Origin of the sequence: Corynebacterium sp. HMSC06G04 (genome assembly GCF_001807365.1) — a bacterium.
GTDB classification, from domain to species: domain Bacteria; phylum Actinomycetota; class Actinomycetes; order Mycobacteriales; family Mycobacteriaceae; genus Corynebacterium; species Corynebacterium simulans.
Map to the genome: position 1 here is coordinate 109,031 of NZ_KV788589.1, position 17,233 is coordinate 126,263.

Annotated in this window: 15 protein-coding genes and 1 tRNA gene; 11 read left to right on the top strand and 5 right to left on the bottom strand. The window is 58.7% G+C overall.

From position 1 onward, the window contains the following. Positions 1 to 33 precede the first annotated feature (33 nt). On the bottom strand, positions 34 to 825 hold the full coding sequence (locus tag HMPREF3158_RS00530) for a lysozyme family protein (RefSeq protein WP_062035534.1): 792 nt from the start codon (positions 823 to 825) through the stop codon (positions 34 to 36). 203 nt (positions 826 to 1,028) lie between these two features. On the opposite strand from HMPREF3158_RS00530, the gene HMPREF3158_RS00535 reads away from it, so the two are divergent. Then, positions 1,029 to 1,472 (top strand): hypothetical protein, encoded by a 444-nt coding sequence (locus tag HMPREF3158_RS00535; protein ID WP_070496870.1) that lies wholly within the window; start codon positions 1,029 to 1,031, stop codon positions 1,470 to 1,472. Between the two features lie 22 nt (positions 1,473 to 1,494). On the opposite strand, the gene HMPREF3158_RS00540 is transcribed toward HMPREF3158_RS00535, so the two are convergent. Further along, positions 1,495 to 2,121 carry a MazG nucleotide pyrophosphohydrolase domain-containing protein gene (locus HMPREF3158_RS00540; protein ID WP_062035536.1) on the bottom strand — a complete coding sequence of 209 codons (627 nt, stop codon included), beginning with the start codon at positions 2,119 to 2,121 and terminating at the stop codon, positions 1,495 to 1,497. 82 nt (positions 2,122 to 2,203) lie between these two features. Between HMPREF3158_RS00540 and HMPREF3158_RS00545 the strand changes: the two genes are divergently transcribed. Beyond that, complete coding sequence (locus tag HMPREF3158_RS00545) at positions 2,204 to 3,703, top strand: amino acid permease (protein WP_062035537.1); 1,500 nt, start codon at positions 2,204 to 2,206, stop codon at positions 3,701 to 3,703. 104 nt (positions 3,704 to 3,807) lie between these two features. On the opposite strand, the gene mfd is transcribed toward HMPREF3158_RS00545, so the two are convergent. Both mfd and HMPREF3158_RS00555 read right to left on the bottom strand, forming a co-directional pair. Continuing rightward, entirely contained in the window at positions 3,808 to 7,452 is a 3,645-nt protein-coding gene (mfd, locus tag HMPREF3158_RS00550) for a transcription-repair coupling factor (protein WP_070496960.1), read from the bottom strand. 12 nt (positions 7,453 to 7,464) lie between these two features. Further along, positions 7,465 to 8,073: a TetR/AcrR family transcriptional regulator gene (locus tag HMPREF3158_RS00555; RefSeq protein ID WP_061921571.1), complete on the bottom strand. Its 609-nt coding sequence runs from the start codon at positions 8,071 to 8,073 to the stop codon at positions 7,465 to 7,467. An 84-nt stretch (positions 8,074 to 8,157) separates the two neighbouring features. Here HMPREF3158_RS00555 and HMPREF3158_RS00560 point away from each other — a divergent pair. Next, positions 8,158 to 8,232 (top strand) — tRNA-Gln (locus HMPREF3158_RS00560). Between the two features lie 67 nt (positions 8,233 to 8,299). On the opposite strand, the gene HMPREF3158_RS00565 is transcribed toward HMPREF3158_RS00560, so the two are convergent. Then, complete coding sequence (locus HMPREF3158_RS00565) at positions 8,300 to 9,931, bottom strand: multicopper oxidase family protein (RefSeq protein WP_062035538.1); 1,632 nt, start codon at positions 9,929 to 9,931, stop codon at positions 8,300 to 8,302. A 79-nt stretch (positions 9,932 to 10,010) separates the two neighbouring features. Here HMPREF3158_RS00565 and HMPREF3158_RS00570 point away from each other — a divergent pair, with 79 nt between their 5' ends. From HMPREF3158_RS00570 to HMPREF3158_RS00605, 8 genes are all read left to right on the top strand, one after another. Further along, positions 10,011 to 11,255: an MFS transporter gene (locus tag HMPREF3158_RS00570; protein ID WP_070496872.1), complete on the top strand. Its 1,245-nt coding sequence runs from the start codon at positions 10,011 to 10,013 to the stop codon at positions 11,253 to 11,255. Positions 11,256 to 11,375: 120 nt separating this feature from the next. Continuing rightward, positions 11,376 to 12,821, top strand: a complete 1,446-nt coding sequence (gene glmU, locus HMPREF3158_RS00575) for a bifunctional UDP-N-acetylglucosamine diphosphorylase/glucosamine-1-phosphate N-acetyltransferase GlmU (protein WP_062035540.1) — start codon at positions 11,376 to 11,378, stop codon at positions 12,819 to 12,821. A gap of 15 nt (positions 12,822 to 12,836) precedes the next feature. Further along, positions 12,837 to 13,811, top strand: coding sequence for a ribose-phosphate diphosphokinase (locus HMPREF3158_RS00580; protein ID WP_062035541.1), 975 nt, complete (start codon positions 12,837 to 12,839; stop codon positions 13,809 to 13,811). A 143-nt stretch (positions 13,812 to 13,954) separates the two neighbouring features. Continuing rightward, a complete protein-coding gene (locus HMPREF3158_RS00585; RefSeq protein ID WP_061921517.1) occupies positions 13,955 to 14,197 on the top strand; it encodes a TM2 domain-containing protein in 243 nt (80 codons plus the stop codon). Between the two features lie 97 nt (positions 14,198 to 14,294). Then, complete coding sequence (locus HMPREF3158_RS12835; protein WP_168161735.1) at positions 14,295 to 14,468, top strand: hypothetical protein; 174 nt, start codon at positions 14,295 to 14,297, stop codon at positions 14,466 to 14,468. A 209-nt stretch (positions 14,469 to 14,677) separates the two neighbouring features. Beyond that, positions 14,678 to 15,316: a 50S ribosomal protein L25/general stress protein Ctc gene (locus tag HMPREF3158_RS00595; protein WP_070496877.1), complete on the top strand. Its 639-nt coding sequence runs from the start codon at positions 14,678 to 14,680 to the stop codon at positions 15,314 to 15,316. Positions 15,317 to 15,436: 120 nt separating this feature from the next. Beyond that, positions 15,437 to 15,976 (top strand): aminoacyl-tRNA hydrolase, encoded by a 540-nt coding sequence (pth, locus tag HMPREF3158_RS00600; RefSeq protein WP_070496880.1) that lies wholly within the window; start codon positions 15,437 to 15,439, stop codon positions 15,974 to 15,976. Between the two features lie 102 nt (positions 15,977 to 16,078). Next, entirely contained in the window at positions 16,079 to 17,149 is a 1,071-nt protein-coding gene (locus HMPREF3158_RS00605; RefSeq protein ID WP_070496883.1) for an HNH endonuclease signature motif containing protein, read from the top strand. Positions 17,150 to 17,233 lie beyond the last annotated feature (84 nt).

The window sequence follows — 17,233 nt, forward strand, 5'->3', positions numbered from 1 at the left end:
TATGTCACATACTTGCCTAAAAAGTTGGCTTTTCTAAGAAGAAGCAGGCTGCGGAATCGAATATGAGTTGGCAGCAGCGGCAACGCGTTCCAGATAGTCCCTGGACTGGTTGTAATTGAGGATGCCAGCCTCCCAGTCTTCAGACTTGTCCATGTTGCGCCCGCCGAAGCAAAGCAAGGCCGCCGCGCCGAGGGCGGCATCATCGATCTGATTGGGATCTGCTACTCCATCACCGTTGGCATCGCGGCCCACGTGGGACCACGAGGAAGGAATGAACTGCAACGGCCCGACGGCGCGATCAAACTCAGCGTCGCCATCGATTTGGCCATCATCCGTGTCCGGGGTATGAGCGGTACCGTTCGAGCCGTCGAGAGCAATGCCGATAATCGGCGGATCTGGGTACCCATTTTCATCCAGCTTGGAGGGGCGCAGCCAATTGCCGTTGTAGGTGCCATGGCGGGTTTCTACCCAACCCAGACCGGCCAGAGTATTCCATCGCAGGTTGCATTCAGGCCACGCATCGCGGGCGATGAGCTCGGCGTTGCCATAAGCACGTAGCGCCTGGCCGGAGATTCCTGTCTGCGATTCCAACTGGGAGGACCAATAAGAAAGCTTGTCCGCGGTGCGCCCTTCCGAATGAACGTCAATGTTAGGAACTTCCATGCCAGCAATCGGCGGCATCGCCTGCGGAACGGGCCGCAGCGGTTTCAAGGTTGCAGGCTTGCCTAGGGCAGAAAGCACCCAGCCCACGAGAGAAACCACAACGACGACAGCGAGGACTGCGGCCAGGCCGCAGCCCCCGAGTTTCCGCAGCCGCTTAGTCATGAATGCCAATCATAATGACTCCCCTAGCCACTTCCCGAACTGACACTACGGCCCCCACTCCCCTTCCAGAAATTTAACAGTAAGCAACAAGAAGTTATGTCAGGCCTTTCACTACTGCACCATCTTTAACATTTTGCGCTACAGTAACAAGGTCAGGTTTCACGCCTGCCCCTGCACCGCACACCTTAAAAAGGAGCCTTTCCATGTCCCTTCGCCGTTACGCCGCTGCCACCGCCGCAGCGCTTAGCCTTTCCCTCGCCGCCCCAGCTGCAGCACAGGCTCAAGACCTCAGCTTCTTGGGCGACCTTAACAATGTCGCCACGCAGCTCATTAGCGGCGCCGACTGCGGCACCGTTCGCACCACGCTGACTGTCATCGATCAAAACACCGAAGGCGTGCTCTTTAACGAGAACACCACCCGCAACCAGCTCGCTCACAACCTGCAGAACCTTGGCGGCAACGCGAACGCACAGGTCTCCCCGCTGACCATCGCAGCTGTGAAGTACTCCGGGCTAACCGCAGACCGCGCCCTGGCCTGCGGCATCGTCAAGCAGGACAACATCCTCACTGGCGGTACTGGATTGTCCTCCAAGATCTCGGACTATGCTCCGATGCTCTCGTCCATGCTGAACCTGCCGAAGCTCTAAGGAACTTCAGAAGAATTTCCGGCTAGTCCAAGGCCTGCGACTTTTCGCGGGCCTTTCCTTCTGCCCACAACTGCTCCTGCCGCTCAATCGCAACAAGCTCATTCGTTCCATCAAAGAGATAGGGCGCACGGGAGCGCAGCTTCGCCACGAAGGAATCCGCGACGTCGTCAAGCGTGAATGCTCCGCGCCGCGAGGCTAGCTCGGCATGAAAGAGAACTTGTAGCAGGACGTCGCCAAGCTCGCCGCGCATGTGCTCATCGCCTGCCTGGGAACGTACGGATTCGGCAAATTCCGCGGATTCTTCGGCGAGATAAGGCAACAGACTCTCGTGAGTTTGGGCACGTTCCCACTCGCCAATCCGCACTGCCTGGGCCATTGCAGTACGCGCCTGAAACATCGGATCTTTGCGCGACTCTGCTTCGATAAGACGCTCGCCAGCATCCAGCCTTGCAACGACTTCCGGTTCGTGCGCATCAGTGGAAACCAGCAGGCCAACGCCCATTGGGTCCTCTCCTTTTAGGAGATCGCTAAAGTTCCATCGCACGCGCACTGGAACCTCACCGGTGAAGCTAACAGGGCCCAAAAGCGCCCCATGTGCCTCCATCGGAATCAGCGTGGGCCAGCGTTCATCGAGCAACAGAACAGTCATGGCCACAAAGTATAGGGCAGTTTAGTAATCAGGTTTTAAATGCTGACTTCGCTCCGTGGCTTTTGCGGGGTATTTTAGTCGCATGACCTCCACTACTTCCTCCCCGGCGAACGCCGAGTCATCGGGTAATCACACGGTGACTCTGTGGACTCTCGTCGCCTTGATTATCGGCTCCACCGTGGGCAGTGGAATATTCTCGCTTCCTCAAAACATCGCCTCGGTTGCAGGTCCCGGCGCAATGCTCATCGGTTGGCTCATCGCCGGCGTGGGCATGCTCTCTGTCGCGTTCGTGTTCCAGTACTTGGCGCACCGCAAGCCGCACCTCGACTCCGGCGTGTACTCCTACGCCCGCGCGGGCCTAGGTGATTTCATCGGTTTTACCGCAGGCTGGGGCTACTGGATTGGCTCCGTAATCGCGCAGGTGGGGTATGCCACGCTCTTTTTTAACACCTTGGGCCACTATGTGCCGCTTTTCGACGCCGATCATCGCTGGGCCTCCGCCATCGCAGTGTCGGTAATGTCTTGGGCCATTTTTGCAGTTTTGGCAGGCGGCATTAAGCAGGCCGCTGTGATGAACATGGTGACCTCGATTGCCAAGATCGTCCCTATTTTGGCTTTCGTAGTCTTCATCGCGTTCCTCGGCTTTAGCTGGGACAAGTTCACTTTTGATTTCTGGGGCAAGGATTCCGGCTCAACCGTCTTTGAGCAGATTCAGGGCATCATGCTCTACACCGTGTGGGTATTCATCGGTGTCGAAGGTGCCTCCGTCTACTCCAAGCAGGCCCGCTCCCGCAAGGACGTCGGCCGTGCCACCGTCATCGGTTTCTTCTCCGTGCTGGCGCTTTTGGTTTCGGTCTCCACCTTGTCATTCGGTGTGCTCTCCCAAGCTGAACTGGCAGCATTGCCGGATAACTCCATGGCTTCCGTATTAGAAGCTGTCGTCGGCCCATGGGGCGCGGCTTTTATCTCCATCGGCCTCTGCCTTTCGGTGTTGGGCGCTTACGTGTCTTGGCAGATGCTGTGTGCTGAACCCATCGTAATGATGGCTATCGACGGCCTGCTGCCACGCAAGATCGGCACCATCAACGTGGCCGGCGCCCCATGGGTAGCGCAGCTTATCTCCACCTTTGTTATCCAGGTCTTCATCATCGTCTTCTTCTTGAATGAGACTTCATATAACGCCATGGTGCAGCTGGCCACCATCATGTACCTGCTGCCTTATATCTTCACCTCGCTCTACCTGCTTTTACTGGGTATCCGCGGCAAGGGCCTTTCGCACCCGCACGCAGGTGTGAAGTTCGATCTTTCGGGCCCGGAAATCTCGAAGCGGGAAAACCGCCGTCATATCGTCATCGGCGCCATCGCGTTCGCTTACTCGCTGTGGCTTATCTACGCCGCCGACCTGGTTTATGTCTTGCTCGGTGCGCTCGCTGTTATTCCAGGTCTTATCCCTTACGTGGGAACGCGCCTGTATAAGAAGGAGCGCGTCTTCAACTCCTTCGAGTGGTGCGTCGTGGCCATCGTCTTCATCGGCGCAATCGCCGCTCTGTGGGGATTGGCAAGCGGCAAGCTCTCGCTTTAAGCAAGACAACTGCATAGATAAGTACTCCCTACCGGCTCGGCTTCACGCTGGGCCTGTAGGGAGTACTTTTCTGCTAGGACAGTGCTCTGCAGGTGAAAAGGGCCTTACTGGCTTACAGAGATCACATTCTTCCCGCCGACCTTCGCGCCGGTGACATCGATCTTGTCCAGTTCGAACATGGCGGAAAGGAAATCCGCCATCCACTGCAGCAGCTCGATATCCCGCAACTTCGGGGAGGTGACGTTGCGGCCGGCCTTCGGGAACCCCAGCTGAATGGCCTTGGCCGCGGCGCGGTAATTGGAGCCCGGGTAAAGGCGCTTCAAGCGCACCTGCTTCGAATCCGTCAAATCCACCGGGTGGACCTTAATACGGGTTCCCTGCACCGCAATATCGCCCACGCCTGCCCGGCGCGCCTGGTGACGCAGTCGAGCGACAGCCAGCAAACGGGTAACTGGCTCCGGCAGTGGGCCGTAGCGGTCTTCCATTTCTTCTACAGCCAACTGCAGATCGTTATTGTCCTTCGAGGCCGCGAGCTTGCGGTAGACCTCCAGGCGCAGGCGCTCGGAGTTGATGTAATCCTCTGGGATATGGGCGTCGACTGGCAGGTCGATGCGGATCTCCTTCGGTCCCTCGTCGGTGGCCTTCGGAACCTCGCCACGGGCAAGGGCCTTGAAGGTCTCCACTGCCTCCCCGACCAAGCGGACATAAAGGTCGAAGCCGACACCCGCGATGTGGCCGGACTGCTGCGCGCCCAAGACGTTGCCGGCACCGCGCATCTCCAAGTCCTTCATCGCCACGGCCATGCCGGCGCCCAGATCATTGTTCTGGGCGATGGTTGCCAGGCGGTCATAGGAGGTCTCGGTCAGCGTGGCGCCCTTCGGGTACAGGAAGTAGGCATAGCCGCGCTCACGGGAACGACCCACGCGCCCGCGCAGCTGATGGAGCTGAGACAGGCCCATGTGGTGCGCGTTTTCCACGATGAGCGTATTCGCATTAGCGATGTCCAGGCCGGTTTCCACGATCGTGGTACAAACCAGGACGTCGTACTCGCGGTTCCAGAAGCCCTGCACCGTCCGTTCGAGGGCTTCCTCGTTCATCTGGCCGTGCGCCACGACGATGCGCGCCTCCGGCACGAGATCGCGGAGCTCGCGGGCCTTCTTTTCAATGTCAGAGACCTTGTTGTGGATGAAGAAGGTCTGGCCGTCTCGCAGCAGCTCGCGGCGGATCGCCGCAGCAATCTGTTTGTCCTCGTAAGCACCCACGTAAGTCAGGACCGGATGGCGGTCTTCCGGCGGGGTCAGGATGGTAGACATCTCGCGGATGCCCGCCATGGACATCTCGAGGGTGCGCGGAATTGGGGTCGCAGACATCGTCAGCACGTCAACGGAGGCTTTAAGCGCCTTGATATGTTCCTTATGCTCCACGCCGAAGCGCTGCTCCTCGTCTACAACGATTAGCCCTAGGTTCTTCCAATGCACACCTGTTTGCAGCAGGCGATGCGTTCCGATGACGATATCGACGGAACCGTCTGCCAGACCGGAGACAATCTCCTTGGCATCCTTCGTCGACGTAAAGCGGGACAGCACCTGAATGTTGACCGGGAAACCGGTCATGCGCTCGCGGAAGGTATCAGCATGCTGTTGCGCCAGCAAGGTGGTCGGCACCAAAACCGCCACCTGCATTCCGTCCTGCACCGCCTTGAAGGCTGCGCGCACCGCTACCTCGGTCTTGCCATAGCCCACATCGCCGACGACGACGCGGTCCATCGGCACGCTGGATTCCATATCCTGCTTCACAGAGTCGATGGCCATCATCTGATCTTCAGTCTCGACATATGGGAAGTTATCTTCCATCTCCGCCTGCCACGGGTTATCCGGCGCAAACTGGTGTCCCGGCGCGGCTTGGCGCTTGGCATAAAGCTCCACCAGCTCGCCCGCGATTTCGCGGACTGCGGCGCGGGCTTTCTTCTTGGTGTTCTTCCAGTCCGAGCCGCCCATCTTGGACAGAGTCGGCTTCTCGCCGCCGGTGTACTTGGAGAGCAGATCCAGCGAGTCCATCGGGACCCAGAGCTGATCGGCCGGCTGACCGCGCTTCGAGGAAGCGTACTCCAGCACGATGTACTCACGTCGGGAGGTTTCATCACCCGACTGAATCGTGCGCTCGGCCATCTTGAGGAAGCGGCCGATGCCGTGGGTTTCGTGCACCACGTGGTCGCCCTGTTTGAGCGCGAGCGGATCGACGCGGTTGCGGCGCTTTGCTGGGCGTCGCTTAGCGCCGGCGATGTCGCCCACGCGATTACCCGTCAGGTCGGTCTCCGTAATGACAACCAACGGGAGCTGTTCCTTCTGCGAGCCGCCGGCGCTGCGGGCCTTCGGGAATACCAAGCCCGCATGTGAAAGCGCCTGATACAAAGTGACCTCGCCAGGCGTCGGCTCCCAGCCAGGAGTCGCGACCTTGGTGCGGATGCCCTTTTCCGCAAAACGCTCAACCATGCGCTTGATGGCACCCTGAGCCGGCGCGATAAACGCCGCACGGCCGCCGTCGCGGGTATGCGCGAGCAGCTGCGCCATCATGGCGTCGATTTCCTTAATGTCACCACGCGGCGTCGGGCCCGGTTCATACTCGAGCGGCAAGGTCTGCGCCTCGTCGGCCATGAACATTCCAGGGGGCGCAAAGGTCCACAGCGGCAAACTCGCGTTAGCGCACGTTGCTTCCAAAGACTCGTAGGAACGGTAGCTAGCGGCCTCGGTGTCCAGGCCTTCAGCGGTCAAAGGACCATCCGCCCCCATGGCAGCGGCTTCCCAACCGGCAGCCAAGAATTCCGCGTCCGTGGACTCTAGATCCGCAATACGGGTGCGAATCTTTTCCGGCGCGACCAGCAGCACGTGGGTACCCTCCGGCATGAATTCGGGAAGGGTGACCAGCGGGGCGTCGCTAAGCACCGCCAGCAGCGCCTCCATGCCGTCGGCCGGAATATGCTCACCTACCTTGGTCAAAAGCTCCACGAGGGCAGCATTGCCCGGGTGCTGCAGGGCAAGGTCTTGGGCACGCTTGGCGACGTCGTCAGTAATCGGAAGCTCACGCGCCGGGAAGATGTCCACCGCGCCGACCTCAATCTCTGGAATCGCGCGCTGATCAGCGACGGAAAATTGCCTGATATCGGTAATTTCATCGCCCCAGAACTCCACACGCACCGGGTAATCGAGCGTCGTGGGAAAGACATCCAAGATGCCGCCGCGGACGGCATACTCGCCGCGCTTGGCCACCATGTCCACGTGCTTGTAGGCACGAAACTCCAGCTGTGAGACGATGGCCTCGAGCTCGATTTCCATGTCCTCGGCCAGGCTGATCGGACTGCGGCCTTCCACGTTTTTCAAGATCGGTTGGCTATATCCACGCGCTGCTGTGACGACGACGCGCAGCTTGCCTTCTGCAATGCGGTGCAGCACCTGCGCGCGGCGGCCCACGATATCCGCGCCGGGCGAAAGGCGTTCGTGCGGAAGGGTTTCCCACGCCGGGAACTGGGCAACCTTGTCCCCCATCATCGCGGTTAGCTCCGCGGTGAGGTCCTCGGCCTCACGGCCGGTGGCGGTGACGACAAGAACGGGCGCCTGATTCGCCAGCGTGCCGATAGCCCACGGGCGCGCTTGGTCGATGCCGGTGATGTGCAGGTGTGACTCGCCTACCTGGGTGGCAAGCCCTTTGAGTTTCGGGTCGGAAGCCGCGACCTTGAGTAGTCCGGCCAGCATCGGCGTTGCCACTTAGTTAGTTCCTCTCAATTTTGGCTTAGCTTCCATTCCAGACAGCCCATTCCAGCACAAGTTTACGATGTGCGCAGCCACCACTTCCTTTGCCGGCTGGCGGGTATCCAGCCACCATTGGGCAGTCATTGAGACCATGCCGACTAGCGCTTGGGCATAAAGTCCTGCCAGTTTCGCGTCGAGGCCGCGGCGCTCGAAGGCGGCGCCCAGGATATAGGAAACCTGCCCCACGGAGGAATTAAGCAAAGTGGAATAAGAGCGTTCGTCGCCGGGCTTGGAGTCACGTACGAGGATTAGGAATCCATCGGTTTCTTGCTCCACGTAGTTTAAAAGTGCGACAGTGGCTTTCTCGATGCGCTCGCGCCAGGTTCCTTCGCTAAGCGAATGCGTGATCACCTTCTCCAGGGCGAGCATCTCGCGGTCCACGATGACCGCGTAGAGGCCTTCTTTTCCCCCGAAGTGCTCATAGACCACGGGCTTGGACACGCCAGCCCGCGCCGCAATCTCCTCCACGCTGGCCCTGTCGAAGCCCAGCTCGGCAAATGCCGCTCGGCCAATCACGATCAATTGCTCGCGACGTTCGCGTCCAGTCATCCTCTGTCGAACCATGCGATCAAGCTTAGTGGGTGGCATTTGTAATTAAGGCATATGCGTCAGGTACTATTAGCAACGCACGCCTTGAGCGCGCGGTTATTCCCCATGGTGTAATCGGCAACACTACGGTTTTTGGTACCGTCATTCTAGGTTCGAGTCCTGGTGGGGAAGCCAAGAAAACTCCTGCTCACTTCACATTTCGAAGGAGCAGGAGTTCTTTTATTTTGAGACCTCGAAAAGCCTAGGAAGTCGCAGACGGGGTCGCGTACGGGCTACGGGATGAGTCCACTACTTGCCCAGCATGTGCGCTATGCGACGCCCCAGCAGACTTCTCGAATACAAGCGCCGCCGGCTTGACGCGAACGTCAGGTTTTTCGCCCTTGTTCACCACAACCATCTGGCCCATCATGCCCTTGTCCTCGTGTAGGAGCATGTGGCAGTGGTACATGTACGGAATGGTCTTATCTGGGAAGTAGCCCAACTCCACGAGCAGCTTGGCGGTTGCCTTGGGCGGAAGATTGACGATGTCCTTCCAGCCCATCGTCGGAACCGCGATGTCCTTGCCATCGCCATAGTCATAAGACAAGACCTTGAAACGCGAATTGTGGATGTGGAAGTTGTGCGGCCAATCGCTATTTTCGTTGGTCACAGTCCATACCTCAGGCTTGTCTTCCTCGATTACGGTGTCCACGCGGGCCATGTCCATGGACTCACCGTTAATCATGAAGGTATTGAGCACGAACTCGCGCTCGGTCAGCCCCTCGGCAGACGGGACGTCGGCAGCCGCGGGATCCAAGGTTTGCGGCAGAGCTGGCACTGCAGGCGCATCCTCCCCCGGCGCGGTGATATGCAGGATGTCAAAGCTGTCCTTGAAGCCAAAGTCCGCAGAGTACTCATCTTCGGGGATGCTGAAGTTGTCCTTGCGCGGCACCGACTGCAACACCACGTCCTTGCCGGGCTCCAAGTCCACGAGGACCTCGATGCGCTCGCCTGGTCCGATGAGAAGCTCGTCAACCTCAACGGGGGCGTCGAGAAGCCCGGAGTCAGTAGCGATGACGTTAAACGGCGTCCCATTATCCAAGGCCAGTGTGTAGAAACGCATCGAAGCGCCGTTGAGCAAGCGCAGGCGAACCCGGCGCGTGGTCGCGGCGAAAGAAGCATTCGTGATGCCGTTAACCACAGGAGTAGTGCCCATGAGACCGAGAGTGCCGTCAACCTGGTGATCGAACTGGCCGTCCTCAGTGAACTTCGCATCCATAATGACCACCGGAATGTCATCCACGCCGTACTCAGAAGGAATGTCGAGCTTATCCGATACGTCGTCGTCCAAGATAAACATGCCAGCAAGTCCGCGGTAGGCATGGGTTGCCGTGGCCATATGCGGGTGCGGGTGATACCAGACGGTGGCGGCGGGCTGGGAAACTTCCCACTGTGGCTTCCATGTCTTGCCCACCTCAATCGGCGAGTGTGGTCCACCATCGGAATAGGCCGGAAGCTTCATTCCGTGCCAGTGCACTGTGGTCATTTCCACCAGGTTGTTGGTAATTTCCGCGCGAACCTTGTCGCCCTTGTGTGCGCGCAGCGTCGGGCCAAGGAACGGGCCGTTAAAGCCCCAAGTGCGGGTGTTGTTATTGCCAGAGATAACCTCCGAATGGCCGTCTTGGGCCGTGAGCTTAAAGACCCTTGTACCGCCATCCATCTCACCTTCTAAAAGTGGCGGGATAGGAAGCGGCCGCGGCGCCGCGTCATAGCCCACCGGGGCCGGCTGATCCTTATTTTTCGTATTGGCACAAGCCGTGATGGCCGCACCCGCCGCAGCGGCAGAAGCAGTAAACAAGACACCTTTAAAAAAGACACGACGCGTAAAACCCATAAATTCCAGAGTATTTTAGTTGGCTACTAAGCCAAACCTATTTCGGCCAATTCAGGTATTTATCACATACGCTTGATTTATGCCGATCCCAGACCAAGAAGCTCGTCCCGCCCGCCTTTTCGCATCCTCAAACGCCCTACAAGGCATCGGTGACCAATTAGTCTCCGGAAAGACCGTCCTGCCCTGGCTCTTTGCGCAGCTGGGCGTCCCGCACTCTTTTACCGCACTCCTGGTGCCTATCCGAGAGTCTGGCTCCATGCTCCCACAGGCCGCACTGACCCCGTGGGTAACTTCCCGTCCGACCCGCAAGAAGCTATGGGTGTGGGGCTCGGTCGTTCAAGGCATCAGTGCCCTCGTGATTGCAGGTGCCGCAGCGGTATTTGAAGGTTGGGTTCTCGGCACGATAACCATCGCCGCGCTTGCCGTGCTTTCTGTTTTCCGCGCTTTGTGCTCGCTGACGGGAAAAGACGTCCAAGGCCGGACCATTTCTAAAGGCAGCCGCGGTGAGGTGACGGGGCTTGCTGCTCAAGCATCGGGCGCGGTAACCCTACTCGTTGGCCTTGTGCTCGCGTTCTTGGGCCAGCTTCCGCCACTGGGGCTTGCCGCAGTTCTCGGTGGCGGTGCGCTGAGTTGGTTCGTTGCGGCAGCGATATTCTCCTCCATCGATGAGCCCGTTCCGGATGAAGCAGAAACCGCGGCCGCCAAAAAGGATGCATCCGAGGGTCCCCGTTGGTGGAGCGATACTTGGAAGCTATATACCTCCGACGAAGATTTCCGCCGCTTTGTTAACGTGCGCACTCTTTTGCTGGTGACTGCGCTATCAACCACTTTCATCGTCACGCTTTCCCATCAAAGCGGCACCACGGTGCTCAGCGGACTCGCAGGCTTCGTGCTTGCTTCTGGCCTTGCCAACTTAGTGGGAGGAAAAATTTCCGGCATCTGGTCGGATCGCTCTTCCCGATTGGTGATGTCGTGGGCGTCGGTTGCGGCGTCGCTGACCCTAATCCTCGTGGTCGCTTGTGCTCATTGGGCACCAACCTGGGTTTGTGCTTGGGCTTTGCCGCTGGGGTTCTTTTTGGTCAACCTCGCGCACACAGGCATCCGCGTCGCGCGTAAGACTTACATCGTGGACATGGCAGGTGGCGATAAGCGCACCTTTTATGTCGGTGCGGCCAACACGATGATGGGCGCAATCTTGCTTGTTGTAGGCGCAATCTCCGCAGTCATTTCCCTTGCCGGGCCTACCGCTGCCCTGCTTTTCTTGGCTGCACTCGGCTTCATCGGAGCTTGGCGCGCCAGGATGCTGCGTGAGGTCTCTGCCTAGTTCATAGCAAAGCCAGCGCCGAACTGGGGTGTGCTTTATCCCCCAATAACTACGTGGGGCGTTAAGATGTGGGACATTACTCCCTAAATAAGACTCGACGACAGGAGAACGAAGAAACTCGTGGCAGATACAACTAAGTGCGCGATTGTTGTTCTAGCAGCGGGCGCTGGCACCCGAATGAAATCCGCAAAGCAAAAGACTTTGCACGAAATCGGCGGGCGCCCGCTCATCGGGCACGCGCTGCATGCTGCGGCTGGTATGCACCCGGAGCACCTCGTCGCCGTCGTCGGCCACCAGCGCGAGCAGGTCTCTCCCGCCATTGAGGCCATCGCCGCAGAACTGGGAACCGAAGTCTCCCAGGCAGTGCAGGAAGAACAAAACGGCACCGGCCACGCAGTGCAGTGCGGTCTCGAGCCACTCCCCGACTTCGATGGCACCGTCATCGTCACCAACGGTGACGTCCCCCTTCTTCGCACTGAGACCATCCGCGAGCTTTTCGACGCCCACGTTACCGCCGGCAACGCCGTGACGGTTCTGTCGATGCAGCTTGCTGACCCAACCGGTTATGGCCGCATCGTCCGCGGCGCAGATGGCAATGTCGAAGCCATCGTTGAGCAGAAGGATGCAGCAAGCGAGCAGCTTTCCATCGACGAGGTCAACTCCGGCGTATTCGCTTTCGACGGCGCAATTCTGCGCGACGCCCTAACCAAGCTCGATTCCAACAACGCCCAGGGCGAGCTCTACATCACTGACGTTTTGGAAATCGCCCGCACCGCAGGCCACAACGTCGGCGCGCACATTGCTGCCGACGCCGGCGAGCTGGCAGGCGTCAATGACCGCGTCCAGCTCGCCGCAGCTGGCCGCGAGCTCAACCGCCGCACCGTGGAAGCCGCCATGCGCGGCGGTGCCACCATCGTCGACCCTGCCACCACCTGGATTGGCGTTGACGTCACCATTGGCTGCGACGTTCTCATCCACCCGGGCACCCAGCTGTGGGGCAAGACCCACATCGCTGATGGCGCAGAAATCGGACCAGACACCACCTTGACCGATATGCAGGTCGGCGAGGGCGCCAAGGTCATCCGCACCCACGGTTCCGAGTCTGTGATTGGCGCTAACGCCAACGTCGGCCCGTTTACCTTCATCCGCCCGAAGACCGAGCTCGGCGAAGGCGGTAAGCTCGGCGGCTTCGTCGAGGCAAAGAATGCCCAGATTGGACGCGGTTCCAAGGTTCCGCACCTGACCTACATCGGCGATGCCACCGTGGGCGAGGAATCCAATATCGGCGCTTCCTCCGTATTCGTCAACTACGACGGTGTTAACAAGCATCACACCGTAATCGGCAGCCACGTGCGCACCGGATCTGACACGATGTTTATCGCACCAGTCAATGTCGGTGACGGCGCTTATTCCGGGGCGGGTACAGTTATCAAGGAAGATGTTCCTGCGGGAGCACTCGTGGTCTCCGGTGGCAAGCAGCGCAACATCGAAGGCTGGGTTCAAAAGAAGCGTCCGGGCACTCCGGCAGCAGAAGCTGCCGCCCGCGCACAGGACAACAACAAGTAAGGGGAATTACCGCCCATGACTGGCAAGGTAACCGGCAGCAGCAAGAATATGAAGCTCTTTTCTGGGCGTGCACACCCAGAATTGGCTGAGGCTGTGGCCAAGGAACTGAAGACGGACCTCGTTCCAACCACCGCTCGTGACTTTGCAAACGGTGAGATCTTCATCCGCTTCGAAGAGTCTGTCCGTGGTGCAGACTGCTTCGTAATGCAGTCCCACACCCAGCCGCTGAACAAGTGGCTGGTGGAGCAGCTCATCATGATCGATGCGCTCAAGCGTGGTTCCGCAAAGCGCATCACCGCTATCCTGCCGTTCTACCCATACGCACGTCAGGATAAGAAGCACCGCGGCCGCGAGCCGATCTCCGCTCGCCTCGTTGCTGACCTGCTGCAGGCAGCGGGCGCAGACCGCATCGTTTCTGTTGACCTGCACACTGACCAGATCCAGGGATTCTTCGACGGCCCGGTCGATCACATGCACGCAATGCCGATCCTCGTGGACTACATCAAGTCCAAGTACTCCCTGGATAACCTCGCTGTGGTTTCCCCGGATGCTGGCCGCGTCAAGGTGGCTGAGAAGTGGGCGCATGAGCTTGGCGACGCCCCACTGTCCTTCGTTCACAAGACCCGTTCCACCGAGGTTGCTAACGAGACCGTATCTAACCGCGTTGTCGGTGAGGTCGAGGGCAAGGACTGCATCCTTCTGGATGACATGATCGATACCGGCGGAACCATCGCTGGCGCAGTTCGTGTCCTGAAGGAAGCAGGCGCGAAGTCCGTCGTCATCGCTTGTACCCACGGCGTCTTCTCCGATCCGGCACGTGAGCGTCTGTCCGAGTGCGGCGCTGAGGAAGTCATCACCACTGATACCCTTCCGCAGTCCACCGAGGGCTGGTCCAACCTGACCGTTCTTTCGATTGCTCCACTGCTGGCTCGTACCATCCACGAGATCTTCGAAAACGGCTCCGTAACCACGCTCTTCGAGTCGAACTAAGCACTTAATAAGCAGCACATAAAAGACCGTCCAGCACACGGCTGGGCGGTCTTTTCCATTTCCACAAACAGAAATGAATGAACCTGTGCTACGACTTGCATGTCGGCAACGGATACCGCACCACAATGAAAGGACATAATGATATGACCTACAATGCGAACTATTTCTCCGGGGAAAGCAAATACAGCAAAGGTGTCGCAGCTGTGCTGTGCGTCCTTGGTCTCTTCCTTGTGGCTGGTCTACACCGCATATATGTGGGAAAGATCGGAACTGGTCTGCTCTGGCTCTTCACAGGGGGACTCTTCTTAGTGGGAACCATCGTGGATCTCATTATGATCGCCTCAGGGGAATTCAAAGACAAGAGCGGATACAAGCTACTCTCCTAAACAGAACACAAGGAACCTCCACCTAAATTGATCCAGGTGGAGGTTCCTTGTGTTGTTGTTCTGCTTGTTACATCTTAAGGTATTTCCGCCTGCGCAATTGGACAGCCTGCATGAGCTTATCTCCATGAAGATCTGGTGGAATAGCGTCGATAGCCTCGCTAAGGTGACAGGCAGCGCGCGTAGCGAGGCCGATGATTCCAATGACTTTTCGGCCGAGGACTACGAAGTTGACGAAGACTGGGGCGTTGTCGGCGAAGAAGAGCAGAAGTAACTTGCCTGCTCTCGGCGCTGCGTGTTAGGATTCTCGCTGTCTCGGCGAGGGCTGCCCAGAATTGGAAAGCCGTTATCGACGCGATTAGAAGTTATTTCACACGTTTTAAGCCTGCGATGACTCGACCAAGACGACCATCGGCAGGCTTTCGCCGTTTTCGAACTCGCTAAAGTCTCGCCGCACCAATCTTTGACACTAGGAGTTTTACTATGGCAAACACCCGCCCAGTATTGAAGGCAGAAGTACGTAACGAGTTCGGCAAGGGCTTCGCTCGCCGCCTGCGCGTTGCTGGCAAGGTCCCAGGCGTTGTCTACGGCCACGGCGTTGACGTTCTGCACTTCGCTGTTGACCGTCTCGAGCTGACCGCACTGGTTCGCGCACACGGCATCAACGCTGTTTTCGAGCTCGAGCTCGAGGGCGAGCAGCACCTCGTCATGGTCAAGCACGTTGACCAGAACGTTCTGACCCTAGACATCGACCACGTCGACCTGCTTTCCATCAAGCGCGGCGAGAAGGTTGAGGTTGAGGTTCCGGTTGTTCTCGAGGGCGAGAGCGCACCGGGCACCATGTCCGTTCAGGATGCTGACGTCCTCCTCGTTGAGGCAGACGTTCTGAACATCCCAGAGGAGATCTCCGTTTCCATCGAGGGCCTCGAGGACGGCACTGTCATCACCGCTGGCGACGTCACCCTGCCAGAAGGCACCACCCTGGTTGCAGATGCAGAGACCGTCATCGCTTCCATCTCCCTGCCTGAGGTTGACGAAGAGCTCGAGGCAGCCGCTGAGGCTGCTGAGGAAGGCGGCGCTGAGGCTGGCGCTGAATCCGCGGAGGAAGAATCCGCAGAGTAATTCAGAGTTTCTCGCTCTTTTACGCGCATTCGCCCGCACTGGCCATCGTGGCTGGCGCGGGCGTTTGCCCGTTTTCACGCCAAGAGCCGCTCTTTCGCACCGGCATGAGACAATGGCTTAGTGACTGATTATCTCGTCGTCGGCCTGGGCAACCCGGGCCCCAAATATGCCGGAACCCGCCACAACATCGGTTTCGATGTTGTCGATGAATTAGCTAACGACAACTTCACCAGCTTTTCAGTGCATAAGAAGACCAACACCGAAGTTGCCGAAGTTCGCTTTGGCTCGACCAAGTTATTCCTTGCCAAGCCGCGTTCTTTCATGAACCTCTCTGGTGGCCCTATCAAGGCACTCCTCCAGTACTTTTCGCTATCCCCTACAAACCTCATCGTGGTCCATGATGAGCTGGAGCTGGAATTCGGCGTCGTCAAGCACCGCGTCGATGGTGGCGACCACGGGCACAATGGCCTGCGCTCCACCACCAAGTCTCTGGGTACCAAGGATTATCAGCGGCTTTCCATAGGCATCGGACGCCCACCTGGTCGAATGGATCCCGCAAGCTTCGTGCTTAAACCGTGGGCAAAGAAAGAGCAAGCGGACATCCCCATCATCTGCGCAGACGCAGCGCAAGAAATCACCCGCATCGCGTCCGCGAGTTAGCTGCGCTTGCCGACGCCGCTCCAGTTGCGGCGTGGCATAAGCTGCTTTAGGGTCTGGGCTATGACAGTTTTGGGGGAACTGGCCAGCACGTTAAGTCGGGGCATGGATATTGTCGAAGAAGCCGTGGGCAAGACAGCGAGTGAAATCGCTAGTCTCGGGGTGCCCGATGCTCTGGCAATAGACCTTGCAGCCCTCGCTGAGTCCTTCGCGCCCAGTAACTCTTTTCAGCGCTTGCGCCGTGAAACCATGGAACGCGGGCGTGCGCACTCCCTTACTACGCTCCTTGCGGTGGAAAAGCAGGCCCGCAAGCTGCGCACGGAGACCGAACGGTGGCGCGTGCGCCATACGGCTTTGGCCACGGCCGGTGATACGAGGGTCGTCGAGAAGAAAGCCCGCGAGTTGGTTGCTGCACGCTCACCTCGCCGCGAACGCAAGCCTGGGATACGCCTTGCCCAGCATCCCGATGGCCAAGCTACCCTGACTATTTGCGGCCCCTCCGCCGACCTCACCGATATGCGCGACAGCCTTGACTGCAGCAGCGCTGAATCTGCACTCGCAGGGCTAAAGCAACGCTGGTTCGGCGAAGGAAACCCTAGTCAGCCAGCTATTTCTGTCATGTTGGTAACAAACATGGAAAACTACGCGCGGGCTTTGGAAGGCCACGAAGTCTGGTTCCAATTAAGCAATGGCGCGCTCATCTCCTCAACTGAACTGGCAACCCGGAACATCCTTGATCACGGCTTCCACGTACTCATGCATCCTGTGCATGGTCCTGTGAACCTACACCGAGTCTCGCGTTTTGCCTCCACCAAGCAGCGGCTTATGGCTACTGCGGAAAACCCGCGCTGTGCCTGGCTCGGCTGCAAAAAGGGCGCGAACGATTGCCAAGTCCACCATCTAAAGGCCTGGCGCCATGGCGGCGAAACATCCGCGGAAAACCTCACCATGGCCTGCCAGTATCACAATGCCGTCAATGAGGACGACACCGCCGGCGGGCGCGGATGGCTCGAGCGGCATGGCACAGTCTATTGGGTTCCGCCCAGCGGCTGGTACATCCCACCTTGGACAGATAAATCTCCGCCGCCGCTTAACTCGCCGCTGCCGGATTGGTTGGAAGAAGAACGCACCTACCTCGACGAAGAGCTGAGCAATTTCTCAGAACACGCTACTTAGCTCGCGAAGCAAGCTGTCTAGCCCGCCCACGGGCCAGATTCGCATGCCTTAAAGCTTCTCCCCGGCTTTTGCGCCAAGCTTCCT

Excerpts from the sequence above, each read along its gene's own strand:
- HMPREF3158_RS00530 (WP_062035534.1), bottom strand. The coding sequence starts at position 825 with ATGACTAAGCGGCTGCGGAAACTCGGGGGCTGCGGCCTGGCCGCAGTC.
- HMPREF3158_RS00535 (WP_070496870.1), top strand. The coding sequence starts at position 1,029 with ATGTCCCTTCGCCGTTACGCCGCTGCCACCGCCGCAGCGCTTAGCCTT.
- HMPREF3158_RS00540 (WP_062035536.1), bottom strand. The coding sequence starts at position 2,121 with ATGACTGTTCTGTTGCTCGATGAACGCTGGCCCACGCTGATTCCGATG.
- HMPREF3158_RS00545 (WP_062035537.1), top strand. The coding sequence starts at position 2,204 with ATGACCTCCACTACTTCCTCCCCGGCGAACGCCGAGTCATCGGGTAAT.
- mfd (WP_070496960.1), bottom strand. The coding sequence starts at position 7,452 with ATGCTGGCCGGACTACTCAAGGTCGCGGCTTCCGACCCGAAACTCAAA.
- HMPREF3158_RS00555 (WP_061921571.1), bottom strand. The coding sequence starts at position 8,073 with ATGGTTCGACAGAGGATGACTGGACGCGAACGTCGCGAGCAATTGATC.
- HMPREF3158_RS00565 (WP_062035538.1), bottom strand. The coding sequence starts at position 9,931 with ATGGGTTTTACGCGTCGTGTCTTTTTTAAAGGTGTCTTGTTTACTGCT.
- HMPREF3158_RS00570 (WP_070496872.1), top strand. The coding sequence starts at position 10,011 with ATGCCGATCCCAGACCAAGAAGCTCGTCCCGCCCGCCTTTTCGCATCC.
- HMPREF3158_RS00580 (WP_062035541.1), top strand. The coding sequence starts at position 12,837 with ATGACTGGCAAGGTAACCGGCAGCAGCAAGAATATGAAGCTCTTTTCT.
- HMPREF3158_RS00585 (WP_061921517.1), top strand. The coding sequence starts at position 13,955 with ATGACCTACAATGCGAACTATTTCTCCGGGGAAAGCAAATACAGCAAA.
- HMPREF3158_RS00595 (WP_070496877.1), top strand. The coding sequence starts at position 14,678 with ATGGCAAACACCCGCCCAGTATTGAAGGCAGAAGTACGTAACGAGTTC.
- HMPREF3158_RS00605 (WP_070496883.1), top strand. The coding sequence starts at position 16,079 with ATGGATATTGTCGAAGAAGCCGTGGGCAAGACAGCGAGTGAAATCGCT.